This window comes from Corynebacterium lujinxingii, assembly GCF_014490555.1.
Taxonomy (GTDB): domain Bacteria; phylum Actinomycetota; class Actinomycetes; order Mycobacteriales; family Mycobacteriaceae; genus Corynebacterium; species Corynebacterium lujinxingii.
Genome location: NZ_CP061032.1, coordinates 1,273,153 through 1,286,810, shown reverse-complemented (window position 1 = coordinate 1,286,810; position 13,658 = coordinate 1,273,153). Strand labels below are relative to the sequence as shown.

13 protein-coding genes are annotated in these 13,658 nt (G+C 65.4%); 10 read left to right on the top strand and 3 right to left on the bottom strand.

The window, feature by feature from the left end; all coding sequences use genetic code 11:
• Nucleotides 1-4: 4 nt before the first annotated feature.
• The 8 genes from IAU68_RS06350 (at nt 5) to metK (ending at nt 8,747) form a co-directional block, all read left to right on the top strand.
• A complete protein-coding gene (locus IAU68_RS06350; RefSeq protein WP_171194049.1) occupies nt 5-469 on the top strand; it encodes a carbamoyl-phosphate synthase domain-containing protein in 465 nt (154 codons plus the stop codon).
• A 17-nt stretch (nt 470-486) separates the two neighbouring features.
• Nucleotides 487-3,870, top strand: coding sequence for a carbamoyl-phosphate synthase large subunit (gene carB, locus IAU68_RS06345; protein WP_171194048.1), 3,384 nt, complete (start codon nt 487-489; stop codon nt 3,868-3,870).
• The gene (pyrF, locus tag IAU68_RS06340; RefSeq protein WP_171194047.1) at nt 3,871-4,680 is read left to right on the top strand and encodes an orotidine-5'-phosphate decarboxylase; all 810 of its coding nucleotides are present in this window, start codon (nt 3,871-3,873) and stop codon (nt 4,678-4,680) included. It abuts the gene before it with no gap.
• 230 nt (nt 4,681-4,910) lie between these two features.
• Nucleotides 4,911-5,234: an integration host factor, actinobacterial type gene (gene mihF, locus IAU68_RS06335; RefSeq protein WP_171194046.1), complete on the top strand. Its 324-nt coding sequence runs from the start codon at nt 4,911-4,913 to the stop codon at nt 5,232-5,234.
• A gap of 2 nt (nt 5,235-5,236) precedes the next feature.
• A complete protein-coding gene (gene gmk / locus IAU68_RS06330; protein WP_171194045.1) occupies nt 5,237-5,824 on the top strand; it encodes a guanylate kinase in 588 nt (195 codons plus the stop codon).
• Nucleotides 5,825-5,837: 13 nt separating this feature from the next.
• The gene (gene rpoZ, locus IAU68_RS06325) at nt 5,838-6,155 is read left to right on the top strand and encodes a DNA-directed RNA polymerase subunit omega (protein ID WP_407928705.1); all 318 of its coding nucleotides are present in this window, start codon (nt 5,838-5,840) and stop codon (nt 6,153-6,155) included.
• A 71-nt stretch (nt 6,156-6,226) separates the two neighbouring features.
• Nucleotides 6,227-7,456 carry a bifunctional phosphopantothenoylcysteine decarboxylase/phosphopantothenate--cysteine ligase CoaBC gene (gene coaBC, locus IAU68_RS06320; RefSeq protein ID WP_407928704.1) on the top strand — a complete coding sequence of 410 codons (1,230 nt, stop codon included), beginning with the start codon at nt 6,227-6,229 and terminating at the stop codon, nt 7,454-7,456.
• Between the two features lie 73 nt (nt 7,457-7,529).
• Entirely contained in the window at nt 7,530-8,747 is a 1,218-nt protein-coding gene (metK, locus tag IAU68_RS06315) for a methionine adenosyltransferase (RefSeq protein WP_171194043.1), read from the top strand.
• Here metK and IAU68_RS06310 read toward each other — a convergent pair.
• The 3 genes from IAU68_RS06310 to IAU68_RS06300 are packed head-to-tail and all read right to left on the bottom strand — an operon-like array spanning nt 8,744 to nt 10,983.
• Complete coding sequence (locus IAU68_RS06310; RefSeq protein WP_171194042.1) at nt 8,744-9,622, bottom strand: hypothetical protein; 879 nt, start codon at nt 9,620-9,622, stop codon at nt 8,744-8,746. The genes metK and IAU68_RS06310 overlap by 4 nt on opposite strands.
• 3 nt (nt 9,623-9,625) lie before the next feature.
• Nucleotides 9,626-10,003, bottom strand: a complete 378-nt coding sequence (locus IAU68_RS06305) for a hypothetical protein (RefSeq protein ID WP_171194041.1) — start codon at nt 10,001-10,003, stop codon at nt 9,626-9,628.
• Between the two features lie 17 nt (nt 10,004-10,020).
• Nucleotides 10,021-10,983, bottom strand: coding sequence for a polysaccharide deacetylase family protein (locus tag IAU68_RS06300; protein WP_171194040.1), 963 nt, complete (start codon nt 10,981-10,983; stop codon nt 10,021-10,023).
• Nucleotides 10,984-11,109: 126 nt separating this feature from the next.
• Here IAU68_RS06300 and IAU68_RS06295 point away from each other — a divergent pair, with 126 nt between their 5' ends.
• Together IAU68_RS06295 and def are read left to right on the top strand one after the other, a co-directional pair.
• Nucleotides 11,110-13,119 carry a primosomal protein N' gene (locus IAU68_RS06295; protein WP_171194039.1) on the top strand — a complete coding sequence of 670 codons (2,010 nt, stop codon included), beginning with the start codon at nt 11,110-11,112 and terminating at the stop codon, nt 13,117-13,119.
• A gap of 38 nt (nt 13,120-13,157) precedes the next feature.
• On the top strand, nt 13,158-13,658 hold the full coding sequence (gene def / locus IAU68_RS06290; RefSeq protein ID WP_171194038.1) for a peptide deformylase: 501 nt from the start codon (nt 13,158-13,160) through the stop codon (nt 13,656-13,658).

Here is a 13,658-nt window from a genome sequence, read left to right as displayed (position 1 = left end):
CCCCATGACACAGCCATACAACCAACGCACCCGCGCGAAGCTCGTGCTCGACAGCGGCGAAGAATTCCCAGGATTCCTCTTGGGCGCGGATCCCGACGCCGAAATCGCCGGTGCCGTCGCGTTTACCACTGACATGTTCGGCTACGAGCGCGAACTGTGCACGCCTGAGCGCGACGGCCAGATCCTTGTGTTCGCCACCCCGCAGATCGGCAACGTCGGCTGGACCGGTGAGGGTGCAGGCGAGGGCCGCACCGACATCACAGTAGGCGCCGTGGTCATCCGCGACCTGTCCCGTCTCGCATCCAACCAGAAAGCGCAGCGCGGCCTCGATGCGGAACTTTCCGCACAGGGAGTAACCGGCATCTGGGGTGTGGACACGCGCAAATTGGTGCGCACCGTTGCCGCGCAACAGCGCGAGGGGAAGACCGTGCGCGGTGAAGTAGTCGTCGACAAGCAAGACGCTAAGTAGGAACCAGGAGAACACTTATGAAGCGAGAAGACCTCAACCACGTCCTGGTCATCGGCTCCGGGCCGATTGTCATCGGACAGGCCTGCGAGTTCGACTACTCGGGCACTCAGGCGTGCCGCGTGCTCAAAGACGAGGGCCTGCGCGTGACGCTGGTGAACTCGAACCCGGCGACGATTATGACCGACCCCGAGTTCGCCGACCACACCTACGTCGAGCCGATTGAGCCGGCCTACATCGACCGCATCCTGGCGCGCGAGGCAGAACAAGGCCACCCGGTGGACGCGATCCTGCCGACGCTCGGTGGTCAGACCGCACTGAACGCGGCAATTAAGCTGGACCGCCTCGGGATTCTGGACAAGCACGGCGTGGAACTGATCGGCGCCGACATCGACGCCATCGAGCGCGGCGAGGACCGTCAGAAGTTCAAGGACATCGTGGAGAAAGTCGGCGGCGAATCCGCCCGCTCGCGAGTCTGCTACACCATGGACGAGGTGGAAGAAACCGTCGCGGAGCTTGGTTTCCCGTGCGTGGTGCGCCCCTCCTTCACTATGGGCGGTCTCGGCTCCGGTCTGGCCTACAACATGGACGATCTGCACCGCATCGCCGGCGATGGCCTTGCCGCCTCGCCGGAAGCGAACGTGCTGATTGAGGAGTCGATCCTGGGCTGGAAGGAGATCGAGCTCGAGCTTATCCGCGATTCCGCCGACAACTGCATCACCGTCGCCACCATCGAAAACGTTGACGCGATGGGCGTGCACACCGGCGATTCCGTCACCGTGGCGCCGGTGCTCACGATGACCGAAGACGAGGTCAACACGATGATCGAGCAGGGCAAAGCGATCATCCGCGAAGTCGGCGTGAAAACCGGCGGTTGCAACATCCAGTTCGCGATCAACCCCAAAGACGGCCGCATGATCACCATCGAGATGAACCCGCGTGTGTCGCGCTCCTCGGCGCTGGCATCCAAGGCCACCGGGTATCCGATTGCAAAGGTGGCCACGCGTTTGGCCATCGGCTACACCCTCGACGAGATCGCCAACGACATGACCGGCGGGGCCACCACTGCGCTCGAGGAGCCGACCCTCGACTACGTCATCGTCAAGATGCCGCGCTTTACCTTTGAGAAGTTCCCGGGTTCCGACGAGACACTGGGTACCTCTATGAAGGCCGTCGGTGAGGCGATGGGCATCGGCCGCAACTACATCCAGGGCCTGAATAAGGTCATGCGTTCCATGGAGGACAAGCCCAGCGGCTTCTGGACCAAGCCGGACGAGTATTTCGCCGCAGAGCGCGCCACCGACGTCGCAGCAGTGCTGGAGGATCTCAAGGTCCCAACCGACAAGCGCCTCTACGACGTGGAACTGGCGTTGCGCCTCGGCGCGAGTGTCGACGACGTTTACGCCGCATCCGGTATCGACCCGTGGTTCCTCGAGGAAGTCGCCGCGCTCGTGGAGTTCAGGCAGACGCTTGTCGACGCCCCCGTGCTCGACGCTGATCTGCTGCGCGAGGCGAAGGCTCAAGGGCTGTCCGACGCCCAGATCGCGGCCCTTCGCCCCGAACTCGCCGGCGAGGACGGCGTGCGCCAACTGCGCTGGTCGCTCGATATCCACCCGACGTTTAAGACGGTGGACACCTGCTCCGGCCAGTACGACGCCCAGGTGCCGTACCTGTACTCCGCCTACGAGCTTGACCCGGCGGCGGAGTCCGAGGTGGGCAGCTTCGCCCCGAAGGACAACAGCAAGGGCAAGGTCATCATTTTGGGCTCCGGTCCGAACCGCATCGGACAGGGCATCGAGTTCGACTACTCCTGCGTGCACGCCGCCCTGGAGCTCTCCCGCGTCGGCTACGAAACGGTGATGGTCAACTGCAATCCGGAGACAGTCTCCACCGACTACGACACCGCGGACCGTCTTTACTTCGAGCCGTTGACGTTCGAAGACGTCATGGAGATCTACCGTGCCGAAGCCGCAACCGGCGAGGTCGCCGGCGTGATCGTCCAGCTCGGTGGCCAAACCCCGCTGGGGCTTGCGCAGCGTCTAGCTGACGCGGGTGTGCCGGTCGTCGGCACGAGCCCCGAGGCGATCGACCTGGCGGAGGACCGCGGCGAGTTTGGCAAGGTCCTCGAAGCGGCCAACCTGCCGGCGCCGGCGTTCGGTACCGCGACGTCCTTCGAGGAGGCGCGCAAGGTCGCATCCAACGTGGGCTACCCGGTGCTCGTGCGCCCGTCGTACGTGCTCGGCGGCCGTGGCATGGAGATCGTCTACGACGAAGACTCCTTGCGCGACTACATCGAACGGGCCACCGAACTTACCCCGGATCACCCGGTGCTCGTGGACCGATTCTTGGACAACGCCATCGAGATCGACGTTGATGTGCTCTCCGACGGCACCGAGGTCTACCTCGGCGGAGTGATGGAACACATCGAGGAAGCCGGCATCCACTCCGGCGATTCCGCCTGCGCCATGCCGCCGATGACCATCGGTCCGGACGACATTGCCAATGTGCGCCGTTCCGCCGAAGCACTCGCGCACGGCATTGGTGTCGAGGGACTGATGAACGTCCAGTTCGCGTTGAAGGACGACATCCTCTACGTCATCGAAGCCAACCCTCGCGCCTCGCGCACCGTGCCGTTCGTCTCCAAGGCCACCGGTGTGCACCTGGCGAAGGCCGCCGCGCGAGTGATGATGGGTGCGACGATCGCGGAGCTTCGCGAAGAAGGGCTCATCCCGGGCGACTACGACGGCGGCTCCCTGCCGCTGAATCACCCGATTGCGGTGAAGGAGGCCGTGCTGCCGTTTAGCCGCTTCCGTCGTCCGGACGGCTCCATTTTGGACACCATCCTCGGCCCGGAGATGAAGTCGACCGGTGAGGTCATGGGTCTCGCGCCGTCGTTCGGCGTGGCCTACGCCAAGGCGCAGGCCGCAGCCTACGGTGAACTGCCCACCGAGGGCTCCGTGTTCGTCTCCCTGGCTAACCACGACAAGCGCACCCTGATCTTCCCGATCCAGCGTCTGTCCACGATGGGCTTCAAGGTCATTGCGACGAGAGGTACCGCACAGATGCTGCGACGCAACGGCATTGAATGCGAGGTCGCGTTGAAGGGCTCCGAGGTGCGCGCCGGCGCCGACGGTAAATCGATTGTGGACCGCATCCTTGACGGCGAGATCGATTTGATCCTGAACACCCCGGCGGGCTCGACGACCGCGCGCCACGACGGCTACGACATCCGTGCTGCCGCTGTTATCGCGGATGTGGCGATCATGACTGACGTGCAGGGGGTTACCGCAGCGGTGCAGGGCATCGAGGCCGTGCGCAGCAACACCATTGAGGTCACCAGCCTCCAGGAGCTCGAGCACGCCGCCGCGAGTGAGGCGGACGTAGCGGTACAGGGTGAGGCGTAGATGGCGCAGTCGTTCGGAGACCGCCTCGTTGCAGCGGGGCAGAAGCACGGTCGGCTGTGCGTCGGCATCGACCCGCACGCTGCGCTGCTGGAGCAGTGGGGGTTGTCCGACACGGTCGACGGACTGCGCGAGTTCTCCCGCACGTGTGTCGAAGCGTTTGCCGGCGCGACAGCGCTGGTCAAGCCCCAGGTGGCGTTCTATGAGCGTTTCGGATCTGCAGGATTTGCGGTATTGGAGGAAACGCTCGTGGCGTTGCGTGAGGCCGGCACACTGGTCGTCGCTGATGCGAAACGCGGCGACATCGGCTCCACGATGGCCGGATACGCAGCTGCATGGTTGCAGCCCGGCTCACCGCTGGAGGCGGACGCGGTAACACTCACGCCGTATCTCGGGGTCGGTTCGCTCGACCCCGCGATCAAATTGGCCGCAGAGCACGGCAAGGGCGTGTTTGTGATGGCGGCGAACTCCAACCCGGAAGCAGAAGCGTTCCAGACCAGCGACATTGACGGCCGGATGGTCTCGCAGCGGATGGTCGACGAGTGCGCCGAGTACAACCTGGGCGCGGGCATCGGGCACGTCGGGGTCGTCGTCGGCGCGACGGTGGCGAAGCCGCCCGTGCTCGACCGCCTCAACGCGCCGGTGCTCATGCCGGGCATCGGCGCTCAAGGTGCGACGATGCAGGACGCCGAAGCGATTGCGGGAGAGGTTTCCCACCTCGTTTTCCCCAGTGTTTCGCGCTCTGTGCTCGCAGCGGGCCCGGACGTCGCTGAACTGCGTAAACGTGCTTCTGAACTGGCGAAACAGGTGTAAACAGCGGGTCCATTTATCCGCCGGGAAAAACCCTGGTAGTTTAGGTGCGTCGCACGGGCGACGTGGAGAAATGCTGCAGGAATGCGCTCCAGTTGCCCGTTGCAAAACAAACTCAGTGTTAGACTGTGCCGAACGTGGCGAACTTCCACCGATGAAATTCGTGTTTGCTCGCCCGCGCCGGCACGTGTCGGACTGGACAGAATGTTCGAACTACCTACATGGAGGAACCCGTGGCACTTCCACAGTTGACTGATGAACAGCGCAAGGCAGCCCTGGAGAAGGCGGCTGAGGCTCGCAAGCAGCGCGCAGAGCTCAAGGCTTCCCTGAAGCGCGGCGAGACCACGCTGAAGGACGTGCTGGATAAGGCCGATAGCGACGAGATCATCGGCAAGACCAAGGTCTCCGCTCTCCTCGAGGCAATGCCAAAGGTGGGCAAGGTCAAGGCCCGCGAGATCATGGAGGAGCTGGAGATCGCTCAGACCCGCCGCCTGCGTGGCCTGGGTGAGCGTCAGCGTCGCGCGCTGCTCGAGCGCTTCGGCTTCGAAGAGAACTAAGCGTGGCCGAGGTGACGCCCCGCGGGCAGCTGGTCGTTATGGCCGGCCCATCTGCCGTGGGTAAGTCGACGGTAGTCAATCGCCTGCGTGGCGAGGTGCCGAACCTCTACTTCTCTGTGTCGATGACCACCCGTGCACCGCGCCCGGGCGAGATCGACGGCACGGACTATTACTTCGTTTCCGCAGATGACTTCCAGCGGCGCATCGACTCCGGCGAGATGCTGGAGTGGGCCGACATTCACGGTGGCCTGCAGCGCTCCGGGACCCCTGCGGGGCCGGTGCGTGAGGCCCTCGAGGAAAGTCGCCCTGTGCTCGTGGAGGTCGACCTCGCCGGGGCACGTAACATCAAGCGGCTCATGCCTGAGGCGCAATCGGTGTTTCTCGCGCCCCCGTCGTGGGAGATACTCGTCGAGCGGCTGACCGGCCGTGGCACCGAGACCGCGGACGTGATCGAGCGTCGGCTCACCACTGCGCGCGAGGAACTCGATGCGCAGGGGGAGTTCGACACCGTTGTGGTCAACGACGATGTCGACCAGGCCGTGGCGGCGATTGCGCGCATACTTACAGGCACAGCATCCGACAACAATTAGCGAGTGGGTTTTAGTGACTGAGACAACCAACGAACTGTCGCAGGATTCCGCTCCTGCTGAGGACACTCAGCAGGAGCGGGTCTTCGACACTCCGGAAGGCATTACCGCGCCCCCGATCGACGAACTTTTGACCAAGGTGTCGTCGAAGTACGCGCTGGTGATTTTCGCCGCGAAGCGCGCACGCCAGATCAACAGCTTCTACCAGAACTCCGAGGACGGCGTCTTCGAGTTCATCGGCCCGCTGGTTTCTCCGGAACCTGGCGAAAAGCCGCTGTCGATCGCGCTGCGCGAGATTGAGGCAGGTCTTCTCGAGCACGAGGAAGGCCAGTAAATCCTTTGACAGGTGCGCCGCCGCATCCACCACCACGGTTGGAGCGGCGGCGTTTTGTATGCTTGGACCACATGAGCGAAGCCACACACGCCCCGAAGAACGTCGTCGTCGGTGTTGCAGGAGGGATCGCCGCCTACAAGGCGTGCCACCTCGTGCGCAACTTCAAGGAGCGCGGGGATGATGTTCGCGTCATTCCGACGGAGAGCGCGCTGCGTTTTGTTGGTGCGGCGACGTTTGAGGCGCTGAGCGGCAATCCGGTGGATACGGGCGTGTTTTCGCGTGTGGACGAAGTCCAGCACGTGCGCCTCGGCCAAGAAGCCGACCTGATCGTGGTGGCACCCGCCACCGCTGACTTGCTTGCCCGCGTGGCTGTCGGCCGTGCCGACGACCTTCTCGCCGCCACCATCCTCGTCGCCACCTGCCCGGTGGTGCTGGCCCCGGCAATGCACACCGAGATGTGGTTGAATTCGGCGACGCAGCACAACGTCGACGTGTTGCGCTCCCGCGGCGTCACGGTGCTCGAACCGGCGCACGGGCGCCTCACGGGCAAAGACACCGGTCCGGGCCGCTTGCCGGAGCCGGGGGCCATCGCGGAGCTTGCACGCACTGTCCTGGCAACCGGGCCGATTGAGCAGTCGCTCATCGGCAAGCGGGTGCTCATCAGCGCGGGTGGTACGCAGGAAAATATTGATCCGGTGCGCTATATCGGCAACCGGTCGTCGGGCAAGCAAGGGTTTGCGCTCGGCGACATCGCGGCGCAACGTGGCGCTGAGGTGACCATCGTGGCGGGCGCGACCGCGGAGCTGGACGGGCCGTCGGGCGCCGAGGTGGTGCGGGTCGGGTCAACCCGGGAGATGGAACAGGCGATGCAGGAGCGCGCCGCCGACGCGGATGTGATCGTCATGGCGGCGGCCGTAGCGGACTTCCGCCCACAGTCGGAAGCCACGAGCAAGTTGAAGAAGGGGCAAAGCGACGACGCGCTGTCCACGATCCGCTTGACGGAGAACCCGGATATTCTCCGCGGGCTCGTCGATAAGCGCGATGCGGGAGAGACGGATGCGGTGATCATCGGGTTCGCCGCCGAGACCGACAACGAGCTGGAAAACGGCCGCGCCAAGCTCAAGCGCAAGGGAGCGGACATGCTCATGCTCAATTCCGTGGAGGGAGGCGGTGTGTTCGGCCAGGCGCGCAATCGCGGCTGGCTGCTGAGCGCTGATGGCGGGGAGGTAGAAATTCCGGACGGTACGAAGCATGAGGTGGCCGTGCGAATTTGGGACGCGGTAGAAGCACTTTCGGACTAGCCTTGCGAAGTTAGACCGCTTGGTCTAGTGTGTTGTGTCAACCGCCTCAAGGCCCACGTAAAGGAAGATCCCGTTGTCACTCGACACTTACTACCGACTGTTCACCAGTGAGTCCGTCACTGAGGGGCATCCCGACAAGATTTGCGACGCCATCTCGGACGCGATTCTCGACGACATGCTCTCCCAGGATCCCCAGTCCCGCGTTGCAGTGGAAACACTTGTTACCACTGGTCAAGTGCACGTAGCGGGGGAGGTGCGCACGTCGGCGTACTCGAATATCGCCAAGATCGTGCGCGACAAGCTCGTCGAGATCGGGTTCACCTCGTCCGAGGTTGGCTTCGACGGCAACAGCTGCGGCGTCAACATCGCGATCGGCGACCAGTCGCAGGAGATCGCGGACGGCGTGACCACCTCCCAGGAGGTGCGCGAGCAGGCCTCCACGGAGGAGACCGACCAGTCCGGTGCGGGGGATCAGGGGCTGATGTTCGGTTACGCCTCGAACGAGACGCCCGAGTTCATGCCGCTGCCGATTGCGACTGCGCACCGCCTGTCGCGCCGCCTGTCCCAGGTGCGCCACGAGGGCATCGTCGAGGGCTTGCGCCCGGACGGCAAGACCCAGGTCACCTTTGCCTACGACGGGGAAACCCCGGCGTTTATCGACACGATCGTGATCTCCACCCAGCACGACCCGGATTTCACCGGCGCCGCGCTGGAGCAGGCGTTGCGCGAGCACGTCATCGACTGGGTGATCCAGGATGCGGATCTTGAGCGCTACTACCGCGACGACACCAAGGTGCTGGTGAACCCGTCCGGATCGTTCATCTCCGGCGGCCCGATGGCCGATGCCGGCCTGACCGGCCGAAAGATCATCGTGGATACCTACGGCGGCATGGCTCGCCACGGCGGCGGAGCGTTTTCCGGTAAGGATCCATCAAAGGTGGACCGCTCCGGCGCGTATGCGATGCGCTGGGTGGCAAAGAACATCGTGGCTGCTGGCCTCGCAGAGCGTGTCGAGGTGCAGGTCGCGTACGCGATCGGCCGTGCAAACCCGGTGGGCCTGTACGTGGAGACGTTCGGCACCGCCGCCGAGGGGCACACGAACGAGTCGATCCAGCAGGCAGTGGAGAAGGTTTTCGACCTCCGCCCGGACGCGATCATCCGCGATCTCGACCTGAAGCGCCCGATCTACAGCCAGACCGCGACCTACGGGCACTTCGGCCGCACCGATATCGACGTGCCGTGGGAGCACACAGATAAGGTCGACGACCTGCGCGCCGCTGTCGGCGCCTAGCGTTCCGGTTTGTCGTTCTCGCCGGATGCCGCCTCGGGTTCGCCCCAGGCGGCTTTTTGCTGCTCAGACTTCTTGTGGTTGCGCAGTGCCACGATCCCGACCGCGATGCCGGCGACAACCGGCATCCAGATCTTCGAGTACTCCAATGCGACGAGCATCCACTCCGGCAGGTCGGGGAGGTCGAAGCTGGGGAAGTCGATGTCCGGCCAGGGGATCGCTGGCAGGTCCGGCACCGGCAGATCCATATGCGGCAGCGTGATGTCGGGCAGATCCCAGTCGGGCAAGTCCCAATCCGGCAGGTAGTCCAACAGGCGCTCGATGATGCGGGTGATGACCGGGCCGAGGATGAGTACCGCGAGCGCCCAGCCGCCTTTGCCCAGCCCCTCCGCCATTGGAATGAGCGTGCGCTTCACGGAGCTGGACTCCATAGTCCGGCGCCGTTTCGCGCCCCGTGAGCCTTCAGGCGGGTCGAATTCGACGACGGTGTCGCCTTCGCGAAACTCCACGCTGAGCAGTTCGTCGAGACCGCTTGCGCGCAGCTTCAGGTGTGGTTTCGATCGGTCGACGCCGATACCAATTGGGGCTTCGAGTTCGCCGTTGTCCGCACCGTTACCGAAGAGCGGGAGGCGTACGCTCTCGACGTCGTTGTAGCGGTGCTGCACGGTGCCGTCGACACGCACTTCCATGCGCTCGCTCGGGTTGGAGCTCCACAGCTTGAGACGCTCGCGCAATGTGTTTTCGTCGGTGGCGAGAGTGCCGTCCTTCTCCGTCTCCTCGCCGGGCCAGCTCGGGTCCTCGGCGGCGAAGTCGCGGTCGAAGCCCACACGAACTTCTATCAGCCCATATTTCGGGTGGTTCAGGCTCCAAGTTTCCATCGGTTACACCTGCGCTTTGCTTGTCGACGATGCCCTGCCCGCACCGCTCGGCAGCAGCGACCCGACCCAAGCGGCCAGGGCGCAAACGGCGATGACGCCGAGCGTGTAGATGCGGCTGCCTTCGTTGAAGTAGAGCAGCTGCGCGATCCAGAACCCGGCAGCCGCGACGATCGGCAGCGACAAGGTCGGGCGGAAAAACAGCCCGTCGACAAGCCCCGCAATCACGGCGACAGCGAAGATGAAGACCACGACCGGCCACGGGCCGGACACAAGCGGGATGAGCAGTAGCGGGCCGAGCGCGTAGGCGGCCAGCACTGCGTACGGCACTGCTTTGATCCACCCGGCGCGCGGGCGGTTATCAGTTTCCGGCGTCTCACTCACGGTCCGGAGTATAGGGGCTATTCGGCGTTCGTGTACACGTGACCGGCGTCGGGGCGTTTGATCATTTCGTCGAGACCGACCGGGCGCAGCCCCTTACCGCGAAGGCCGTCGATGATGCACTCGGCGGCGTTGACGGTCGGTTCGTGGATGTCGTGCATGAGCACGATAGATCCGGCCTGCGCGTTGCTCACCGCAATCGAGCAGGTGCGCGCCGTGTCGCGGTGGCTCCAGTCCATCGTGTCCACATCCCAGATCGCCAGCGACTGTCCGCGGGCGCCGGCTTCCCGGGAGACCCGGCCGTCGTAGGAGCCGTAGGGCGGGCGCATCCAGCGTGGTTTCACGCCGGCGTGCTTCTCGATAGCGTCGTTGGTGTTGTCGAGTTGCTGCGCGATAGCCCCGTCGCCCGCGTGCGCCAGGTCGGGGTGGTCGAAGGTGTGGTTGCCGATGGTGTGGCCTTCATCGCGGATGCGGCGCAGAATGTGCGGGTACGCGTTGACGTTTTGGCCGACAACGAAGAAGGTGGCGTGCGCCTTCTTGCGCTTGAACACGTCCAGCAGACGCTCCGTGCCTGGTGCTGGGCCGTCATCGTAGGTGATCGCGACGCAGTCGTCGCAACGCTGCTGCGCGGGCGACGGGGACGGCTCGGCGGGTGGGATCACCGTCACCGGCACGGAATCGTCCTGCTTCGGGCGGAGTTGCGGCGGGACGGCGTCGCGCAGCTGCGGCGGGAGCTGGTTGTAGGCCTGGCGCCACCCGTCTTGTACCGCCTGATCCGCGCGTTTCGACGACGCCGCGATGAACGACGAGGTGTCGTCGATAGGCGAGCCCGTGCCCGGCGTGAGGATCGGGTTCATCGATGAGCCCGCGAAGAGCTGCAGCTTGGTCAGGTCTGCGGCCCCGGCGTGCGGCGCGGTCATGGCACCTGCGGCGACGGCGACGGAGACACAAAGGGACGCAACTGCGGGCAGCAGACGTTTCATGGCGGAAAGCAGATTCTTTCTTCGGCGCGAGCGAGGATGAGCTGATCTATTAGTACCGCACGCCTATGACACTTGCCGTCTCTGGGGCGGATGGGCGTGTCGTGGCTTGGTTTAGAATGCTGCATCATGTCGAACACGCGCGCTGCCCACCTGCCTGTGGCCCGCGTGCTGCCCATGTTGGGGCTGGCGCATCTAGACCGGGGATTTGACTACTTGGTCGACGAGGCCGATTCCGACGCGGCCGTGCCGGGGGTGCGGGTGCGCGTCAGGTTCGCCGGACGGCTGGTGGACGCCGTTGTACTCGAGCGGCTCTCGGAATCGGGGCACGAGGGTTCGCTGCGGTTTATCGAGCGGGTGATTTCACCGGAGGTTGTCGCGCCCGAGCGCACTCGGTTGTTGATTGACGCGTTGGCGGACCGCTACGCCGGAGTCCGGTCGGATATCTACCGTTCGGCGGTGCCGGCGCGGCACGCGAAGGCGGAGGAAACGGACACGTCGACGCCGTGGGACGACTTGGGTGATGTGGCGGAGCCGGATCTGTCGGCGTGGACGGCGTACACGCACGGTGAGTCGTTTGTGGATGCCGTTGTGGCAGGCAAACTCGCGCGCGCAGCATGGCAGTTGGTGCCCGGTGAGGACTGGCCGGCGGCACTTGCGACGCTGGCCGTGAAGGTAGCCAAAGACGGTGGCGGGGCGTTGATTGTCGTCCCCGACCAAGACGACGTGGACCGGTGCGAGGCGGCGCTGCGCGAGCTGGTGTCGGCGAAGCAGGTGACCACGCTGACTGCATCCCAGGGCCCGCAGGCGCGTTACTCGCGCTATTTGTCGGTGCTGCACGGGCAGGGGCGGATCGTCGTCGGCACGCGCTCCGCCGCGTTTGCTCCGGTGCACAACTTGCGGCTGATGGCGCTGATGTTCGACGGCGACGACAACTTGGTCGACCCGCGCGCACCCTACGTCCATGCCCGCGAAGTGCTCACAACGCGGTCGGGCCTGGAGGGGGCCTGTCTGCTCATCGGCGGTAACGCGCGCGCCGCGGAGGCGCAGTTGCTTGTGGAATCCGGATGGATGCACGAGTTGGTCGCGCCGCGGCAGACGCTTCGCACCCGCTCGCCCTACATCCATGCGGCGGGCGATTCCGATTTCGAGCTTGAGCGAGACCCGCGCGCGAAGCAAGCCCGCTTGCCGTCGTCGGCGTTCGCGGCGGCGACGAAGGCGCTCGAGCGGGGTGCGCCGGTGCTGTTTCAGGTGCCGCGTACCGGCTACATCCAGTCGCTGGCGTGCGGGCAGTGCCGGACCCCGTCGCGGTGCAGGTGGTGCAACGGTCCGCTGGGGCTGCCCTCCGGCGGGGAAGCGGCCGCACCCACGTGCCGTTGGTGCGGGCGGATGGACCCGGCGCACGTGTGCCCGGTGTGCGGCTCGCGCCGCGTGCGCGCGGTCGTGCTGGGCACCGAGCGCACAGCAGAAGAGCTGGGGCGCGCGTTTGCAAAGTACCGGGTGAAAACGTCCGGCGGTGAGCGGATCCTGCGCGAGATCGACCCGGGTGCTGCGATTGTGGTGGCCACACCTGGTGCGGAGCCGCGGGTAGCTGGCGGCTACGGCGCTGCCGTGCTGCTCGACGCGTGGGCGCTTGTCCAGCGACCGGATCTAAGAGCGGTGGAGGACACGCTCGCCAAATGGATGGGGGCGGCCACACTGGTCCAGCCGCACGCCGACGGCGGCGAGGTGGTGGTCGTCGCCGAGCCGGGGATGCCTGTGGTGCAGCACCTGATCCGCTGGGATGCGCCCGGCTTCGCCGCCACCGAGTTGGCGCTGCGGCGCGAGGCGCGTTTCCCGCCGGCGGTTCACGTCGCGGTGGTCGACGCGCCGCGCGACGCGCTGGAGCCCTTCTTTGAGCGCACCGATCTGCCCGACTACGCCGAAGTCCTCGGCCCGGTCGACTTGCCCCCGGGTGTGCGGCTGCCGGGGGAATGGGACCGGGGCAAATACGGTCCCGCCCAGCGCATGCTCGTGCGCGCTCCGCTGACCGGTCGCGCCACGCTCGGCAAGGCGCTGCGCGCGGGCGCGGTCGCGTGGACCACCGCGAAGCAGGACCTGCCGTTGCGCATCCAGGTCAATCCGGTTGACATCGGCTAAGCGGTTTTGCTGCGTTGAGGTCAGTACACTGAACAGTCATGGCCATACGCGAGATCCGTCTGTTCGGGGACCCGGTGCTCAACACCGCGGCCGATCCCGTCGAGGTGTTCGACGAGCGGTTGCACAGGCTTGTCGGCGACATGCTGGAGACCATGGACGCCGCCGGCGGCGTGGGCCTGGCCGCAAACCAGATCGGCGTGACCCGCCGTGTGTTCGTGTTCGACTGCCAGGGCATGCGCGGCCACATCGTCAACCCGGTGTGGGAGCCGCTCGGCGAAGCGCAGCAAACCGGGACCGAGGGATGTCTTTCGGTGCCCGGCGTGCGCGGGGAGGTCACCCGCCACAATACGGTGATCGCTCGAGGCGTCGACATGCACGGCCGCCCGCTGACGCTGCGCGGCACCGGCCTGCTCGCCCGGTGCATCCAGCACGAAACCGACCACTTGGACGGGGTCGTATTCACCGTCCGAATGGCGCCCGGCCAGCGCAAGGCGGCGCTTTCGGCGATCGATCAGGCGGATTGGAAGAAGGAGAACTAA